Genomic DNA, 16,346 nt, shown 5'->3' with positions numbered 1-16,346 from the left:
CAGCCGCCCCCAGTCCTGCCCCCGGGCGCCCACCGTGGTCACCAGCCACCCGTTGTCGCCGTCGTACGCGGTGCGCCCCGCCGGCCGGATCCGCCGCGAGTGCTGCTCCCAGCAGTCCAGCAGCAGCTCGGCGCTCTCCCCCGCCGGGTCGTACGCGAGCACCTGCCGGGAGAGGTTCTCCAGCACCACCGGGCAGCCGGAGAGGTCGGCGGCCTGCCGCACCACCTCGCCGGGGCCGGCGCCCTCCACCGACAGCTCCGTGAAACGCTGATGGATCTCCTCCGTCGCCCGCAGCTCGGTCAACTGGGCGTCCACGATCAGCGCATGCACGGCCTCGGTGATCCGGACGAACGGGGTGGCCCGCCGCAGCTCGACCAGGGGCAGCCCGCGCCGCTCGGCGGCGGCGGCCATCACCCGGGGCACCGCGCTGACGTACCGGCGGCCCAGCTCGACGACCAGGCCGGAGACGCCCACGTCGGCCAGGTCGCCGATGAAGGCGCGCAGCCCGGCGTCGTCGGCGGGCAACCCGATCCCGGTGGTGAGCACCAGCTCGCCACCGCCGAGCAGCGGGGCGATGTCGGGCACCTCGGTCACGTGCACCCAGCGCACCGGGCGGTCGAGACCGGCGTCCCCGGCGACCAGGCGCGGAGCGCCGTGGCGGACCGGGTCCAGCGCGAGGACCTCACGGACGGTAGGGAACACGGGCGACACGCTACCGTCCGTGACATAGATCCCGCACGGGCAGCCGCCCCGTCCCGGGTTCGTGCCGCCAAGTGCGTACAACCGGCGCGACAACCGCTGCCGAGACCCGGTCGGAAGTTGGGCGTTATCGCGGAAGCCGAACAGCCTACCTGGGCCGCCGCAGGGGTCAGTCGGTCGGCCGTGTCAGCTACGGGTCACGATGCCGGGTGCTCGACCTGTGCGCGCACCTGCGTAAACATCTTGCTCGGATTGTCGGCCGGCTTGAAGCCTCCGAAGTGAATCACGCCAATGACGTGCGGGGAGGCCCACCCGCAGACTTCGACGCGGACGCCGGCGTTCTTGCTGGTGCCGCAGCGTGCTATGCCGCCCAGCGGTCCCGGCGCGACCGGCTTCACGTCGACGACCGCCGTCAGCGCGCCGAACACGGCGTCGAGCGTCGTTTCCGGTGCGACAACAGTGCCGGAGACCCCGCTGACAAGCACGAACCGGCTGTCGTCGGGTCGATGAACCCCGAGCTCCGCTGAATACTTCTCCTTCCCTGCTGCGTAGGCGGTACCCACCGCGCTGGTCGGCTCACCCTGGAGAAGCCTTTTGAAGCCGCCGATGTTCTGCTTGGTCATATCGTGCAGTCGTCGGTCGATCGATTCGTTCCAGCCGTCGAGCAGCGTCTCGGGCGCGTCGAGTCGTATCGAAACGACACTGGGGCTGCTGCTGGGCGAGTGGCCGGCAGCGGGCCGTGACTCAGCGGTGTCCGTCGGCCGCGTGCATCCAGCCGCAAGCAGGACCGCCAGGACCAGTGCGTTGGCCTTCGCGGCGCGAAGGGCGCCACCCGTAGGCGTTGTCGTCATGCTCCACGCTTCCTCTCGAGGCCGGCGGCGCACGATATCGCGACGGGCCCGCGTCGCAGCAGGCTGGCCACCGCTGCGATGCCGCCCGAGTGTGTCGGTTAAGCGAATGCCTACTTCAGCCAGGTCTTGGCCCAGTGGGGTGATCGCTACAGCATCCAGTCCGATCCTTACCAGATCCTTGTGATGTCACGTCAGTCCCGGGCCCGCGCCCAGTCGAGGAAGCGTTCCCGCAGGTCGAGAGGGCGCTCGGGGTTGAGCTGGGTGAGCTGGGCGTGGGCCTCGGCCATCAGCCCGCCCAGGTGGAACAGCAGGCCGATGCGGTCGCCCCGGTACTCCGCCAGCAGGCCGAGCCGACCTGGCGGACAGGGCCACTCCGCGCCGCAGTTGCGGCACCGCCAGAGCGGGCGCATTGGCAGGTGCGGAATTCTCCGGTACGCCATCAGCGCATCCGCAGGGCGATGGCGCGAGCCTCGTCGTGGTTCAACGGCAGCCACCACAGGAACCGGCGTACCACGTCGATCGGGTCGGGGCCGCCCGGGTGGCCCCGGAGATCGCGGATCGCGGTGGTGAGTAGGGCCGACATCACCGGCAGCAGGTCCCGCGACGCGGGATCCGGCATCGCCCGCAGCTCGGGGCAGGGCCAGGGCTCCGTGCACCTCCGGCACCGCCAGTCGGGCGAACCGGCTACGTGCGCCGCCACGAGAGGCGTTCGCCGTCGGCCCCTGGAAACACACACGTCGACCTCCGTCGGCAGGGACGGGCCGCCCGGAAGCGGACGGCCGGGGCGGACCCGCCCGAGCCCTCCGGGCGCCGAGCGGGTCCGCCTGCGTGACAGTCTGGTGAGCGCGCGACTACCGTCGGAAGGCATTCGGCCCGGTCGTGGCCGCGCTTCGACAGCGGTACGCCGGGCCAGGATCCCGAGTGGAACTCAGGCGACCTGTGTGGAGGAACTGTGGAGGAGCCGACCGCCGACCTGATTCGCACCCAGCTGCGGCGGATGCGGATGAGCGCCAACCTCAGCCAGGAGGAGTTCGGCCGTATGGTGCACTATTCGGCGTCGATGGTGTCCGCCGTGGAGACGGGCACCCGCCCGCTCGACCGGGCGTTCCTGGCCCGCGCGGATGAGGTGCTCCGCTCCGGTGACCTGCTCGTGGCGCTGCTGCGGATCGCCGAACGGGACCGGGAGCCCTCGTGGTTCCGGCCGTGGCTGGAGGCCGAACGTGCCGCCAGGCAGCTCCGATACTTCAATCCAGCTCTGGTCCCCGGCCTGTTCCAGACGGAGAACTACGCCCGCGCCGTGCTGCGCTTCAACGACACCTTCTCCGAGGCCGAGGTCGAGCGGAAGCTGGCCGCCCGGCTGGCCCGGCAGGAAATCCTTATCAGGGAGGACCCGCCGCAGATCGTGGTGGTCGTGGACGAGTCGGTGCTGAGCCGGACGGCCGAGGGACTGAGCGGGATCATGGTGGAGCAGGTCGGCCGGCTGATCGAGGTGGCCGAGCTGCCGCACGTCCACATCCACCTCGTCCCGAGGAGCACCGGGCTGCACATCGGGTCGTCGGGCCCGTTCGCCCTGGCCCGCTCCGCCGACGGCGGCTGGGTCGGGCACCTGGAACATCAGCTCGGCGGGGCCGTGGTCGACGACGAGGACGGGGTGGCTGCCCTGCTGGCCCGGTGGGAGAATGTCCGCACCGAGGCCCTGCCCCGCCGGCAGTCCATCGACCTGATGAAGGAAGTGCAGGCGCACCATGAACCTCAGTGACGCCGTGTGGCGCACGTCCACCCGCAGCGGGTCGAGTGGCGGCGAATGCGTCGAGGTCGCCGACAACCTGCCCGGCGTCGTCGCCGTCCGCGACAGCAAGGACCCGGCGGGGGCGGCACTCACCTTCACGCCGGCCGCCTGGACGGCGTTCCTCGGCCTCGCCAAGCGCGCCTGACCGACACGGCCCGAGGGCGCCTCCCGCCGAGCGTTCCTCGATGCAGCAGACCCTGGATCTTGGAGCACACCCTGTCGTGGGCCACCCGCTGATGGCGCACTGTTCGCGACTACGAGCGCCATCCCGAACACACGCCGCGATGCCGCAGTGGGCCATGGCCGTCGTCCTGACCCGACGGTTGGTCCGCTTCCACCGCACCGGCCGCCTCCGAACCGTCACCAGCCCCGCCTGACTCGAACGACGACCCGCTGCGCGTCCTGAGCCGAGGCGGTAACGAGATACGGTCGAGATCATGACCATCATCTTCCCCGACCTCGGCCTGCACCTGGGCGTCCTGGACGCCCTGCTGGACGACGCGATCGCCGCCGACGACCTCAAGGCGCTCATCGAGTCGACCGGCCCCGACGGTCCGGAGGACGGCTACCCAGGTCCAGGCCCGCGCCTGGAGGCGTCACTGAAGCTGTTACATGCCGTCACGGTGCCGCCGGCCGAGGCTGCAGCGATCACCGACTTGCAGTTCGACGGCGGCAGCGACATCTACATGCTGATCGAGCAGACCCTGGACATCGACACCGGCGGCGAGTCCGACGACTACAACGTGACGTCGCTGGAGGGCATTGACGCACTGTCCAGCCTGCGGTCCCTGGACCTGGACGGCCACGGCTATCGCCCAGGTCCGTTGGACCTGACCCCCCTGACCGGCCACCCGGCCCTGTCGGAACTGGTACTGACCGGGAAGTGCACGGGAGCGGCGGCGCTGGAGTCGCTGCCTGCGCTACACACCCTGGACGTCTCGCTGGCGCACCTCGACGACCCCGATGTCCTGACCCGCCTGGAGGCCCGCGGAACGACGATCAACCGCTGACCGCGCCACCGCAGAGGCCGTTGCCCTGCAGAGGCCGGGAGTCCTGGGCTTGATATGGCCCGCCCGCGTGAAGCCGTTGAATCCTGCTCGATCGGGTCAGGGCGCAGGCACGGGTCAGCCGAGTGCCTTGCGCAGCAGCGCCGTCAAGTGGTCCTGCTCGTCGGGCGAGAGTCGTCCGACCGCCGTGCGGGCGAAGGTGAAGGCCGTTGCGAACCGGTGGTTGATCTCGTCTCCCCGGGGGGTTCTCGCGACGAGCCGTGCGCGGCGGTCCCGGGGGTTCGGTTCGCGGGTCACAAGGCCGAGCGCTTCGAGACGCACGACGATCTGGGTGATGTTGGAGGCATCGCAGCCGAGTTCCTCGGCCAGGGCGCCCATGCCCCGTCGCTCATCGAGTCGCCCGAGCACACATGCCTGCGCCGGGCTGAGCGACAGCTCGGCTGCCGCCGTCTCGTAGGCGCGGTCGTACACGTCGACCAGGTCGAACAGGGCTGCTTCGGCCTCGGACGAGGGAGTCACGGGTCCGTTCGGCAGCGCCATGTCCCCCAGCCTAGATGAGTTGTTTGATTCGCTCAAATAGCTGTGATCCAATGATCCTTGATGCACTCAAGTAAACGAGGGGGGACGATGGGGAGCAGAGCCGAGCGCACAGCGGGCGACGCGATCGTGGCACCGCAGATGAACGCGGTCGTCCTTGACCGGTTCGGCGGAGTCGACGAACTCTCGTCGCGCCGGATACCGCTCCCGCAGGTCGGCGACGACGACGTCCTCGTCCGGGTGGAGTACGCAGGCGTCGGGTCCTGGGACGCGGGCGAGCGGGAGGGGGGATACGACGGCGTCTTCGGCGTCGCCTCGACCTTCCCCTACGTCCTCGGCTGGGACGCGGCGGGCACGGTGGCCGCGGTCGGGCGCAACGTCACGCGGTTCGGCGTGGGCGAGCGGGTCTACGCCGCGACGATGCCGGTGCCGCGTGGTGGCTCCTACGCCGAGTACGCCGTCGTCGAGGCGAAGTTCGTGGCTCGCGTGCCCGACCGGCTGCCGACCGAACAGGCCGGCGCGATGGCGTGGGACGCCCTGACCGCACTGAGCGGTCTCGACCTGCTCGGGCTGCGGCCGGACGAGACGCTCATGGTCTTCGGAGCCAGCGGGGGTATCGGCCACATGGCCGTGCAGCTGGCGCGACACAGCGGCATCCGGGTGTTGGCCGTGGCTTCTGGGGACGACGGTGTCGCCCTGGCCCGGCGGCTGGGCGCCGACGACGCCGTCGACGGTCGTCGAGACGACGTGTTGGCCGCGGCGTTCGAGTTCGCACCGGGCGGGCTCGCTGCGGCTCTGGTCACCGTGGGGGGCGAGATCGCCGAACGATCTCTGCGCGCGATCAGGAAGTCGGGACGGATCGCCTGGCCGAACGGTGTCCTGCCCGCGCCGGTGACGTCGCCGGGTGCGACGGTGTCGCACTACGACGGGGACCGGAGCCGCACCGCCACCGATCGGCTGAACGCGATCATCGAGGCGAGTTCCTTCGAGGTCCACGTCGCCCGGGCCTTCCCGTTGGCCCGAGCCGGGGATGCGCACCGCGCCCTGAATGATCACTATGTCGGGAAGCTGGCCCTCAAGGTCGGATAGGACCCGACAGACGGCCCGAGGTTCCCTGAGCGACACGGCCCGGAAGCCCCTCGACGTGAGGGACTTCCGGGCCGCATGACGATCGTGTCCAGGAGCCGTCGCTCAGTCGACGCCGAACTCCATCGCGGCGCGGTCGAGGGCCTCGTCGGCGGCGGAGGGGACGCCCCGGGAGGCGATGGCCTCCGCGCCGCCCTGCGGCATCGCGCCGATCAGCCCGGTCGAGGCGGCCTGCGCGGCGCCGACCATCCGCTGCGGGGCCGCGCCGCCGACCATGCCGAGGGTCGCGTACTGCTCAAGCTTCGCCCGCGAGTCGGCGATGTCCAGGTTGCGCATGGTGAGCTGGCCGATCCGGTCCGACGGGCCGAACGCCGAGTCCTCGGTACGCTCCATCGACAGCTTGTCGGGGTGGTAGCTGAACGCCGGGCCGGTGGTGTCGAGGATCGAGTAGTCCTCGCCCCGGCGCAGCCGCAACGTCACCTCGCCGGTGACCGCCGTGCCCACCCAGCGCTGCAACGACTCGCGCAGCATCAGCGCCTGCGGGTCCAGCCAGCGCCCCTCGTACATCAGCCGACCGAGGCGGCGGCCCTCGTTGTGGTAGTTCGCCAGGGTGTCCTCGTTGTGGATGGCGTTGACCAGCCGCTCGTACGCGGCGTGCAGCAGCGCCATGCCGGGCGCCTCGTAGATGCCCCGGCTCTTGGCCTCGATGATCCGGTTCTCGATCTGGTCCGACATGCCCATGCCGTGCCGGCCGCCGATGGCGTTGGCCTCCAGCACCAGGTCGACGGGGCTGCCGAACTCCTTGCCGTTGATCGTCACCGGGCGGCCCTGGTCGAAGCCGATCGTGACGTCCTCGGTCGGGATCTCCACCGACGGGTCCCAGAACCGGACTCCCATGATCGGGTTGACCGTCTCGATGCCGGTGTCGAGGTGCTCGAGGGTCTTCGCCTCGTGCGTGGCGCCCCAGATGTTGGCGTCGGTGGAGTACGCCTTCTCGGTGCTGTCCCGGTACGGCAGGCCGCGTTCGAGCAGCCACTCCGACATCTCCTTGCGCCCACCGAGTTCGGTGACGAAGTCGGTGTCGAGCCACGGCTTGTAGATGCGCAGCTGCGGGTTGGCCAGCAGGCCGTAGCGGTAGAACCGCTCGATGTCGTTGCCCTTGAAGGTCGAGCCGTCGCCCCAGATCTGGACGTCGTCGGAGATCATCGCCCGGACCAGCAGGGTCCCGGTCACGGCCCGGCCGAGCGGGGTGGTGTTGAAGTACGCCCGCCCGCCCGAGCGGATGTGGAAGGCCCCGCAGGTCAACGCCGCCAGGCCCTCCTCGACCAGGGCGGCGCGGCAGTCGACCAGTCGGGCGACCTCGGCGCCGTAGCTGAGCGCGCGACCAGGCACCGAGGCGATGTCCGGCTCGTCGTACTGGCCGATGTCGGCGGTGTAGGCGCAGGGAACGGCGCCCTTGTCGCGCATCCACGCGACCGCGACCGAGGTGTCGAGGCCGCCGGAGAAGGCGATGCCGACACGTTCGCCGATGGGCAGGGAGGTGAGAACCTTGGACACAAGGAAGATTATGCACTAGGCCGCATGGCCATGCAAACCCAGGGTGGGGACATGACCAGCGACAGCGGGACCCACCGCACGCCCGCACCGCCGCAAGGGTCCCGCTCTAGTAATAGTTGTCGATCGGCTGGCGCGCCTCGTCGAACAGCGCCGGCCCCTCGTACCGCACCGGGGGCAGCGGCGGGGTGACCGGCTTGACCTCCTCGAACTGTTCGGCGGACAGGGCGTACACCACCCGGCCGAGGCCGGACCGGTCGATCGCGGTCGCGCACATCGGGCAGGGCTGGCAACTGGTGAACATGGTGGTGCCGGCGGCCACGTCGGGAGCGAGTTCCCGAGCGGCCCAGCGGGCCAGCTTCAGTTCCGGGTGGGCGGTGATGTCCGAGTCGGAGACCACGGTGTTGTGGTCCTCGATCAGGACGGTGCCGTCCGCACCGACCAGCAACGAGCCGAACGGCCGTTCGCCGGATGCCCCGGCCTCGCTGGCGAGTTCCACCGCACGGCGGAGAAATCTCTCGTCGTCAGGGGTCATCGGTCCTCCTGGGATCTGTGGTACGCGGCCACGGCCGCAAGGGTCTGCCAGGCGCGTTCGGGCTGGCGGATCTCGGTCAGGTCGCCGTTGAACGGGTCGAGCACCACCGTTTCCGCCCCGAGCAGACGGATCTGGTCGATGTCAGCGATGATCTGCTCGATGGTGCCGACACCGGCGAGCCGGTCCGGGGCGGTGACCACTTCTCGGGTCTCCCGGAGTCCGATGCGTGGCATCAACGCGGGCACCGGCCGGCCCAGTTCGTCGGCGGTGGCCTTCAGCCGCCCCGCTGCGTCCGCCAGCCATCCGGGCGTGACCCGCAGCGGGTGCCAGGCGTCACCGAGCAGTACCGCGCGACGAATGCCGGCGTCGCTGTTGCCGCCGACCCAGATCGGGATCGGGGTCGTATCGTAGTCGTCGGTGTTCCGCCAGGCGTCGCGCATGACGTGCAGGTACTCATCGGTCAGCGCGCCGCGCCGCCGGAACGGCACGCCGAGCGCCTCGAACTCCTGCCGGGCCCAGCCGACGCCGACGCCGAGGACGAGCCGGCCGCCGCTGAGCCGGTTGAGGTTCGCCGCCATCCGGGCGGTGAGCAGCGGGTGCCGGTACGGGACGATGAGCACCGTGGTGCCCAGCCGGACCCGGCGGGTCACCCCGGCCAGCCAGGACAGCGTGGTGAACGGCTCGTAGAACGGCGCCGGATACTGCTCGGCCACGTCCGGGGTCACCGCGATGTGATCGGAGACCATCAGCAGGTCGAAGCCGAGGCCCTCGACCGTCTGCGCCCACCGTCGCAGCATTTCGGGGTCGGTGCCCGGGGCAAAGTTCGGTACGTTGACGCCAATTTGCACGGGTTCCACGCTAGCCGGGGTGGGTTCCGTGTGTGAACATCGCGTTCCCTGCCTTTGCTGGCTTTTGCCGTGGATCCACCGGCAAGATGGCCCGATGGCCGAGAATCTTGACGCTGTCGATTGGTCCATCCTGATCGAGTTGCAGGGCGACGGCCGGCTGCCGATCACCGAGCTCAGCCGCCGGGTCAAGCTGAGCGCGTCGGCCACCAGCGAACGGGTGAGGCGGCTGGAGGCGACCGGTGTGATCAGCGGCTACCGCGCCGAGGTCGACCTAGCCAAGGCGGGCTTCGCCGTGCTCGCGGTGGTCCGGCTGAAGTACCCCGGCAGCCGGCACGAACCGCTGCGCCAGCTGCTGGAGCGACGGTCGGAGATTCTGGAGTGCCTGCGCACCACGGGAGACGACTGTTACGTGCTGAAGGTGGCCGCGACGTCGATGGCGCACCTCGAACAGGTCGTCGACGATCTCGCCGGGTTCGGCAGCACCACCACCAACGTGGTCTACAGCGCCACCCTGCCCTATCGCGGCCCGCGCCTGTCGCCGCCCCGCTCGTGACCGGGGCACGAACGCCCCCCGCGGCTGAAGCGGAGCACTAGGCCGGGTCGTCGCGGCCCAACTCCCAGCAGGCCACGGCGGTGGCGGCGGCGACGTTGAGCGAGTCGACGCCGCGGCGCATCGGGATCACCACCCGGACGTCGCTGCCGTCCATCGCCGCCCGGGTCAGGCCGGCGCCCTCGGCCCCCATGAGCAGCGCGGCGCGGGCCCGCTGCGCCGCGTCGAGCCGCTGGATCGGCACCGCGTCCGGCGCCGGGGTCATCGCCAGCACCGTGAAGCCGGCCGCGCGGACGTCGCCGAGCGCGTCCGGCCAGGGCTCCAGCTTCGCGTACGGGATTGCGAAGACCTCGCCCATGCTGACCCGGACGCTACGCCGGTAGAGCGGGTCGGCGCAGGTCGGCGAGAGCAGCACGGCGTCCACGCCCAGCGCGGCCACCGCCCGGAAGATGGCCCCCAGGTTCGTGTGGTTGTTCACGTCCTCCAGGATCACCACCCGCCGCGCGGCGGCCAGCACCTCGGCGGCGGGCGGCAGCGGCTTGCGCCGGAACGACGCCAGCACGCCCCGGTGCACGTGGAACCCCGTGGCCCGTTGCAGCACGTCCTGCGTGGCGGCGTAGACGGGGGCGTCGCCGGTGTCCAGGTCGGCGAGCTGGTCGACCCGCTTGGCGTCCACCAGGTACGACCGGGCCGGATAGCCGGCGCGCAGCGCCCGGCGCAGCACCAGCTCGCCCTCGGCGATGAACAGGCCGTGCGGCGGTTCCCAGCGGGTACGCAGCTCGACGTCGGTCAGCGCGCGGTAGTCGGCGATCCGGTCGTCGTCGGGGTCGGTGATCGGGTGGATGGGCACCCGCCGATTCTGCCGGACGCGCCGCAGCCGCCCCGGGCCGCCCGACACCGGCGCACCCCGTGGCGTTTTGTCCCGGGAAAGACGGGAATGGCGGGCCGGAGCGGCGGAGCGACGGAAGGACAGTCAGGTGAACGCACGTCCCATGGGCACGCCGGGGCCGGCCCGCATCGACCAGCCGGACGGATGGCGCGTCGACCTGGGTCCGCTGCCCCGCGACGCCACCGTCGCGGACCACATCGTGCACCGGTTGGCCGGCTGGGGCGTCCGCCGCTACTTCGGCTATCCCGGCGACGGCATCAACGGCCTGACCTCGGCGCTGCAACGCACCCGGGACCGGGCTCAGTTCGTCCAGGTCCGCCACGAGGAGACCGCCGGCTTCGCGGCGTCGGCGCACGTCAAGTACGGCGGCGGGCCGCTCGGCTGCGCGCTGGTGACCAGCGGCCCCGGCGCGATCCACCTGCTCAACGGGCTGTACGACGCCAAGCTGGACCACCAGCCGGTGGTCGCCCTGGTCGGCCACACCGCGCTCACCGCCGAGGGCGGCGGCTACTACCAGGAGGTGGACCTGCTCGCCCTCTACAAGGACGTCGCGGCCGCCTTCCTGGCCCAGCTCGACCACCCCAGCCAGGTCCGCCACCTGGTCGACCGGGCCTGCCGCACGGCACTGGCCCGGCGTACCGTCACCGCGCTGGTGCTGCCGTCCGACATCCAGGACAAGCCGGCCGTGCCGGAGCCACCGCACGCGCACGGCTACTACCGCACGAGCGACGTGCCCAGCAGCGCCCCGACGGTGCCGCCGGAGGCGGACCTGCGCCGCGCCGCCGAGGTGCTGGGCGGCGGCGAGCGGGTCGCCATGCTGGTCGGGCAGGGCGCGCTCGGCGCGGTGGACGAGGTCCGCGCGGTCGCCGACCGGCTCGGCGCGGGGGTGGCGGCGGCGCTGCTCGGGTTCGCCGCGGTCGACCACCGGGAGCCGTGGGTGACCGGCGCGATCGGCCTGCTCGGCACCCGGCCCAGTTGGCAGCTGATGAACGAGTGCGACCGGCTGCTGATCGTGGGCAGCAACATGCCGTACTCGGAGTTCTACCCGCCGCAGGAGCAGGCCCGGGCGGTGCAAATCGACCGGGACGGCACCCAGTTGGGGCTGCGGTACCCGACCGAGGTGAACCTGACCGGGGACGCCGCCCCCACCCTGCGGGCCCTGCTGCGCGAGCTCGGCCCCGGCCCGGGACCGACCCGCTGGCGGGCGACGATCGGCAAGGCCACCACCGCCTGGCGCCGTACGCAGCGGGAACTGGCCGGGCAGGCCGCCGACCCGGTCAACCCGCAGCTGCTCTTCGCCACCCTCAGCGACCGGCTCCCCGACGACGTGATGATCTCGGTCGACTGCGGCACCACGACCGCCTGGTACGCCCGGCACCTCCAGGTCCGCCCCGGCATGCTGGCCAGCCTCTCCGGCACCCTGCTCTCGATGGGCGGCGCGATGCCGTACGCGCTGGCCGCCAAGTTCGCCCACCCGGACCGTCCGCTGGTGGCCCTGATCGGCGACGGCGCGATGCAGATGAACGGGGTCAACGAGCTGATCACGGTGGCCAAGTACTGGCGGAGCTGGTCGGACCCCCGCTTCGTGGTGCTCGTGCTCAACAACCGGGACCTGGCCTTCGTCAGCTGGGAGCAACGCTCCAGCGAGGGCACGCCGATGTTCCCGGACAGCCAGCAGCTGCCCGACATCGGCTACCACCGGTGGGCGGAGGTACTGGGCCTGCACGGCGAGCTGGTCGACGCGCCGGAGCAGGTGCCGGGCGTCTGGGACCGGGCGCTGGGCGCGGACCGGCCCGTGGTCGTCAACGCGCTGGTCGACCCGGCCGAGCTGATGCTGCCGCCGCACTTCACCGCCGAGCAGGCCCGCAACACCGCCGCGGCCGTGCTGCGCGGCGACACCGACTGGGCGGGCATCATCCGGCGGGGCCTGCCCACGGCGGTCGCCACCCTCAGGCCGGGGCGCGGCCGAGGCTGACCGGGGAGGCTCTGCCGCCGCCGAGGCTGACCGGGGAGGCCGTGCCGCCGCCGAGGCTGACCGGACGGAGGGGTGCGCCCTGACGGGCCCCGCGCGGCCAGGCGTCAGCCGGCCCGGTGGTACCGCAGCAGCACGGACCTGCCGTCGAAGGTCCGCGACTCCGCCAGGCGGAACTTCATCCGCTCGGTGGCGGCGAAGACCGGCTTGCCGCCGCCCAGCACCACCGGGTGCACGAAGATCTGATACTCGTCGATCAGGCCGAGGTCGGTCAGCGCGGCGGCGGCCTCGGCGCCACCGTTGAGCAGCAGGTCACCGCCCGGCTGCTCCTTGAGCGCGGTCACCTCCCTGGCGAGGTCCCCGCCGCCGACCACCCGGGCGCCGTGATCGGCCCCGGTGAGCGTGCGCGAGAGCACCACCTTCGGCGTCCGCCGCCAGATCGGCACGAACGCGAGGTCGTGCGGGTGGTCGGAGATCGACTCCGCCTGCGGCCAGTAGGCGGCCATGAACTCCCAGACCCGGCGGCCGTAGACGAGCGCGCCGGCCCGGTCGCACTGCTCCAGCGAGAACGCGGACAGCTCCGGGCCCATCTCCGGCCAGTCGAACTCGCCGTTCGGGCCCTCGATGAACCCGTCGAGCGACTGGTGCACCCCGTAGACGATCTTCCGCATGGCGCTGCTCCTCCTGACCCCTGACGCCCCCTCGTGGGCGCTTTCGCCAGGTGGTCGGAGCGGCCCCGCCCGATCCGACAGCCCGGCACCACCTTCTCAAGATTTTTCCTGGGGCTTGTTCGGGACGGATACCGTGCCGCTCATGCGCCGTCCGATGATCATTGCTCTGATCGGCGTCGACGGGGCCGGAAAGACCACCCAGGCAAGGGCGCTGGCCGCCCGGCTGAGGGCGGCCGGGGTGCCGGCCAGCTACTTCGAGAACGCTGGCGGCCGGCCCGTCTGGAACCGGCTCGCGCAGGCGCTGGGCCGCCGCGACGGGCCGCACCTGTTCGGCCACACCGGCTACGTGACCATCGAGGCGACCGTACGCTGGCTCGCCATCGCCCGGGCAGTGCTGGCCGCCCGGCTGACCGGCAGGACGGCGGTCATGGACCGCTGGTCCTGGTGCCAGTACGTGGTGATGCGGGCCCGCGGCGACCGGGGCGGGCGGTTGGTCCGCCTGGCGTACGCGATCTTCCCGCGACCGGAGCTGGTCTGCTTCCTGGCGGTCTCGCCCGAACGGGCGCAACAGCGGGTGCTGGCCCGGGGCATCGACACCGAGGAGTTGACCCACCTGCGGGCCCTGGACACCGGCTACCGGGGGCTGCCGGAGTTCGGCTCGTTCACCGTCGTCGACGCGGACGGCGACCCGGTCGACGTCGGCGCTGCCCTCGACCAGGTGGTCCGGGCCGCTCTCGCCCGCTCCCGCTGACCTCCGGTCCCCGTCGGCCGACCGACCGACATCGGGACCGGGACCGGGACCGATGTCGGCGTCCCTGCTGGCGCAGTAGGGCGGCGGGCAGGCCGAGGGCGCGTATCCCCCGGTCGTGCCCTGTCGAGCTGCCCGCACAGGTGGGGCAGCCCAGCCACCCGAAGCAGGGCAGAGGCAGGGCAGCCACCCCGAAGCGGGGCAGCCGGCCAGCAGCGGCACGGTGGCGGTCAGCCGCGGCGCTCCAGCCAGCGGCGCAGGTCGGACAGGCGCTGATCGTCCGGGGCCGACGGCCGCCGCTCCTCGGACGGGCGGCGCTGTTCGACCGGCGGACGCTCCACCGGGCGGCGCGGGTCGCCGACCAGCTCGCGGCTGGGGGCGGCGAACTTCTTCTCCGGCTCGCCCGCGACGGCGGTGCCGATGACCCGGGCGACCGCGTCGATCACCCGCGCCTGCACGGCCGCGCCCACCGAGTCGGTCGGGTCGTCCGGGTTGGCGGCGATGCCCGCGACCGCCACCTGCGGGGTGAAGCCGACGAAGGTCTCGGTGGCGTTCTTCTCCGAGCTGCCGGTCTTGCCGGCCACCGGCCGGCCGTCGAGGATCCGGTTCACCGAGGTGGCCGTGCCACCGTTGCACTGCGCGAGCGTGGACTGCTGGCCGACCGGGCAACGGGCGGCGTCGGTCGCGGCCCGGGCCACGTCGGCGTCGAGCACCCGGCGGCAGGACGGGTCGCCGACCGGCACCCGCTGGCCGTCGGCGGCGGTCACCGAGACCACCGGCAGCGGCGCGCAGTACGTGCCCTCGGCGGCCACCGTGGCGTACGCGTTCGCCAGGTCGAGCGGGGTGGTGGCGGTGACGCCCAGGGTGAACGAGCCCCAGTTGGCGGCGTCGTTCTCGGCGAACGTGGCGTCGGCGTCGGCCCGGAAGGTGATGCCGAGGCGCTTCGCCATCTCGACCACCTTCTCCTGCCCGACCTGCTCGGCCAGCCACACGAAGTACGTGTTCACCGAGCGGCCGAAGCCGTCCCACATCATCCGGTAGCCGTCCATCCACTCCGGGTTGGCGTTGGCCGGGCACCACCGGCCGTCGCAGCTGCCCTCGCCCTCGGCGGCGTACCGGGTGGGCAGCCGGCTGGGCGCGTCGAAGCCGGTGGACAGCGGCTTGCCGGCCTCCAGCGCGGCGAGCATGGTGAAGAGCTTGAACGTCGAGCCGGCCTGGTAGCCGGCCACGCTGTCGCCGCCGGAGATCAGCGGGTTGACGGTGTTGGGGCGGTTGGCCTGCCCGTCCGGGTTCGCGTCGAGGCTGTAGTGCCGGTTGACCGCCATCGCCAGCACCCGGCCGGTGCCCGGTTCGACGGCGGCGATCGGCAGGGCGCGCTTGTTGTCGTAGGAGTAGACGCTGGTGGCCTGCTTCTGCGCGGTGGCCTGGATCTTCGGGTCCAGCGAGGTCACCACGGTGTAGCCGCCGCGGCGCAGGGCCTGCTCGCGCTCCTCGACGGTCGCGCCGAACTCCGGCTGCGCGAGCCACCACTGCCGCAGGTAGTCGCAGAAGAAGCCCCAGTCGTCGTGGCCCTCGGCCACGGCGGTGCAGCCGTTGGGCTGGGCCGTGGGGCGCAGTGTCGGCTTCTCGGCCCGGGCCCGCGCGGCCTCGTCGGCGCCGATCGCGCCGGTGGAGACCATCGAGTCCAGCACGTAGCCGCGCCGCTCCAGCGCGGCGTCCGCGTCGCCGTCGATCGGGCTGTACGCCTCCGGCGACTGCACCAGGCCCGCCAGCAGCGCCGCCTCGCCGAGGGTCAGCTCCGCCGGAGACTTGGCGAAGTAGCGCTGGCTGGCCGCCGCGATGCCGTACGCCCCGGAGCCGAAGTACGCGATGTTCAGGTAGCGGTTGAGGATCTCGTCCTTGCTCAGGCGCTGCTCCAGCGCCGAGGCGTACCGGATCTCCTGGATCTTGCGCCCGACGGTCTGCTCGGTGGCCGCGGCGCGCTCCTCGGCGGTGCGGGTGGGGTCGGTCTTGAGCACGTTGCGGACGTACTGCATGGTCAGCGTGGAGCCGCCCTGCTGGCCGCCGCCGGAGACGTTCGACACCACGGCCCGCAGCAGCCCGCGCAGGTCGGCACCGCCGTGGTCGTAGAAGCGCCGGTCCTCGGCCGCCACGATCGCCTGCCGCATCACCGGGGCGATCTCGTCGAGCGGCACGTCGGTGCGGTTGACGTCGTAGAACGTGGTGATCAGCGTCCTGCCGTCGTTGGCGTAGAGGTAGGAACGCTGCGGCGTGACCGGGGTGCGCAGGGCCTCGGGCAGCCCCGCGTACGACCCGACTGCGGCCTTGGCGGCGAACCCGAGCAGCAGGTTTCCCGGCAGCGCGGCGACCGCCAGGACGAGGCCGGCGAGCACGCCGGCGAGCAGCACGGTGAACAGCCGCGACAGCGGCGGGCGGGGTGGGGCCATGGTCCCCAGGATTGCCACGTAACGGGCCAACCGACCACCCCCGCGGCCCGGTTGTCAGCAATTTCACCGCCCGTGACCAGCGACTTCCCATCCCACCGCTCTCGCCGGCACCGCTGGCCCCGGAGGCCCCGAGCACCCCGGCGGGTCAGGTGGGCAGGGGGCC

Annotated in this window: 18 protein-coding genes; 7 read left to right on the top strand and 11 right to left on the bottom strand. The window is 72.0% G+C overall.

Annotation, left to right across the window (positions count from 1 at the left end; all coding sequences use genetic code 11):
- The 4 genes from F6X68_RS20220 to F6X68_RS20205 all read right to left on the bottom strand — a co-directional run.
- Window positions 1-711 (bottom strand): PucR family transcriptional regulator ligand-binding domain-containing protein (locus F6X68_RS20220; protein WP_192581467.1); only part of this gene is annotated, 711 nt, incomplete at its 3' end.
- Between the two features lie 185 nt (window positions 712-896).
- Complete coding sequence (locus F6X68_RS20215) at window positions 897-1,550, bottom strand: hypothetical protein (protein WP_151455760.1); 654 nt, start codon at window positions 1,548-1,550, stop codon at window positions 897-899.
- Window positions 1,551-1,741: 191 nt separating this feature from the next.
- Window positions 1,742-1,990: a flavin reductase gene (locus tag F6X68_RS20210; RefSeq protein ID WP_151455759.1), complete on the bottom strand. Its 249-nt coding sequence runs from the start codon at window positions 1,988-1,990 to the stop codon at window positions 1,742-1,744.
- Window positions 1,990-2,169 (bottom strand): hypothetical protein, encoded by a 180-nt coding sequence (locus F6X68_RS20205; protein ID WP_151455758.1) that lies wholly within the window; start codon window positions 2,167-2,169, stop codon window positions 1,990-1,992. The genes F6X68_RS20210 and F6X68_RS20205 overlap by 1 nt, the downstream gene beginning before the upstream one ends.
- 333 nt (window positions 2,170-2,502) lie before the next feature.
- Here F6X68_RS20205 and F6X68_RS20200 point away from each other — a divergent pair, with 333 nt between their 5' ends.
- The 3 genes from F6X68_RS20200 (at window position 2,503) to F6X68_RS20190 (ending at window position 4,349) form a co-directional block, all read left to right on the top strand.
- Entirely contained in the window at window positions 2,503-3,309 is an 807-nt protein-coding gene (locus F6X68_RS20200; protein WP_327029002.1) for a helix-turn-helix transcriptional regulator, read from the top strand.
- Window positions 3,296-3,484, top strand: coding sequence for a DUF397 domain-containing protein (locus F6X68_RS20195; protein ID WP_151455757.1), 189 nt, complete (start codon window positions 3,296-3,298; stop codon window positions 3,482-3,484). Before F6X68_RS20200 ends, F6X68_RS20195 begins: the two co-directional genes overlap by 14 nt.
- Window positions 3,485-3,776: 292 nt before the next feature.
- Window positions 3,777-4,349 (top strand): hypothetical protein, encoded by a 573-nt coding sequence (locus F6X68_RS20190; RefSeq protein WP_151455756.1) that lies wholly within the window; start codon window positions 3,777-3,779, stop codon window positions 4,347-4,349.
- A gap of 114 nt (window positions 4,350-4,463) precedes the next feature.
- Here F6X68_RS20190 and F6X68_RS20185 read toward each other — a convergent pair whose 3' ends face one another.
- Window positions 4,464-4,886: a MarR family winged helix-turn-helix transcriptional regulator gene (locus F6X68_RS20185; RefSeq protein ID WP_151455755.1), complete on the bottom strand. Its 423-nt coding sequence runs from the start codon at window positions 4,884-4,886 to the stop codon at window positions 4,464-4,466.
- Window positions 4,887-4,973: 87 nt separating this feature from the next.
- Between F6X68_RS20185 and F6X68_RS20180 the strand changes: the two genes are divergently transcribed.
- The gene (locus F6X68_RS20180) at window positions 4,974-5,972 is read left to right on the top strand and encodes an NADP-dependent oxidoreductase (RefSeq protein WP_151455754.1); all 999 of its coding nucleotides are present in this window, start codon (window positions 4,974-4,976) and stop codon (window positions 5,970-5,972) included.
- 102 nt (window positions 5,973-6,074) lie between these two features.
- On the opposite strand, the gene argG is transcribed toward F6X68_RS20180, so the two are convergent.
- From argG to F6X68_RS20165, 3 genes are all read right to left on the bottom strand, one after another.
- On the bottom strand, window positions 6,075-7,526 hold the full coding sequence (gene argG, locus F6X68_RS20175; RefSeq protein ID WP_132238770.1) for an argininosuccinate synthase: 1,452 nt from the start codon (window positions 7,524-7,526) through the stop codon (window positions 6,075-6,077).
- A 106-nt stretch (window positions 7,527-7,632) separates the two neighbouring features.
- A complete protein-coding gene (locus F6X68_RS20170) occupies window positions 7,633-8,058 on the bottom strand; it encodes a nucleoside deaminase (protein WP_151455753.1) in 426 nt (141 codons plus the stop codon).
- Window positions 8,055-8,906 carry an LLM class flavin-dependent oxidoreductase gene (locus F6X68_RS20165; RefSeq protein WP_151455752.1) on the bottom strand — a complete coding sequence of 284 codons (852 nt, stop codon included), beginning with the start codon at window positions 8,904-8,906 and terminating at the stop codon, window positions 8,055-8,057. The genes F6X68_RS20170 and F6X68_RS20165 overlap by 4 nt, the downstream gene beginning before the upstream one ends.
- A gap of 94 nt (window positions 8,907-9,000) precedes the next feature.
- Here F6X68_RS20165 and F6X68_RS20160 point away from each other — a divergent pair, with 94 nt between their 5' ends.
- Window positions 9,001-9,459, top strand: a complete 459-nt coding sequence (locus tag F6X68_RS20160) for an Lrp/AsnC family transcriptional regulator (protein WP_151455751.1) — start codon at window positions 9,001-9,003, stop codon at window positions 9,457-9,459.
- A 37-nt stretch (window positions 9,460-9,496) separates the two neighbouring features.
- Here the strand turns inward: F6X68_RS20160 and F6X68_RS20155 are convergent, their stop codons facing one another.
- On the bottom strand, window positions 9,497-10,354 hold the full coding sequence (locus F6X68_RS20155) for an RNA methyltransferase (protein ID WP_151455750.1): 858 nt from the start codon (window positions 10,352-10,354) through the stop codon (window positions 9,497-9,499).
- Between the two features lie 94 nt (window positions 10,355-10,448).
- Here F6X68_RS20155 and F6X68_RS20150 point away from each other — a divergent pair, with 94 nt between their 5' ends.
- Window positions 10,449-12,320 carry a thiamine pyrophosphate-requiring protein gene (locus F6X68_RS20150; protein ID WP_151455761.1) on the top strand — a complete coding sequence of 624 codons (1,872 nt, stop codon included), beginning with the start codon at window positions 10,449-10,451 and terminating at the stop codon, window positions 12,318-12,320.
- Window positions 12,321-12,424: 104 nt separating this feature from the next.
- Here F6X68_RS20150 and F6X68_RS20145 read toward each other — a convergent pair whose 3' ends face one another.
- On the bottom strand, window positions 12,425-12,988 hold the full coding sequence (locus F6X68_RS20145) for a dihydrofolate reductase family protein (RefSeq protein WP_151455749.1): 564 nt from the start codon (window positions 12,986-12,988) through the stop codon (window positions 12,425-12,427).
- A 142-nt stretch (window positions 12,989-13,130) separates the two neighbouring features.
- Here F6X68_RS20145 and F6X68_RS20140 point away from each other — a divergent pair, with 142 nt between their 5' ends.
- Window positions 13,131-13,739, top strand: coding sequence for a thymidylate kinase (locus F6X68_RS20140; RefSeq protein WP_151455748.1), 609 nt, complete (start codon window positions 13,131-13,133; stop codon window positions 13,737-13,739).
- Between the two features lie 227 nt (window positions 13,740-13,966).
- On the opposite strand, the gene F6X68_RS20135 is transcribed toward F6X68_RS20140, so the two are convergent.
- Window positions 13,967-16,183 carry a transglycosylase domain-containing protein gene (locus F6X68_RS20135; RefSeq protein WP_151455747.1) on the bottom strand — a complete coding sequence of 739 codons (2,217 nt, stop codon included), beginning with the start codon at window positions 16,181-16,183 and terminating at the stop codon, window positions 13,967-13,969.
- Between the last annotated feature and the right edge of the window lie 163 nt (window positions 16,184-16,346).

This window comes from Micromonospora sp. AMSO12t (assembly GCF_008806585.1).
Classification (GTDB): Bacteria; Actinomycetota; Actinomycetes; order Mycobacteriales; family Micromonosporaceae; genus Micromonospora; species Micromonospora reichwaldensis.
Note: the sequence above shows the minus strand (reverse complement) of the source record. Positions and strands in the feature narration are given on the sequence as shown.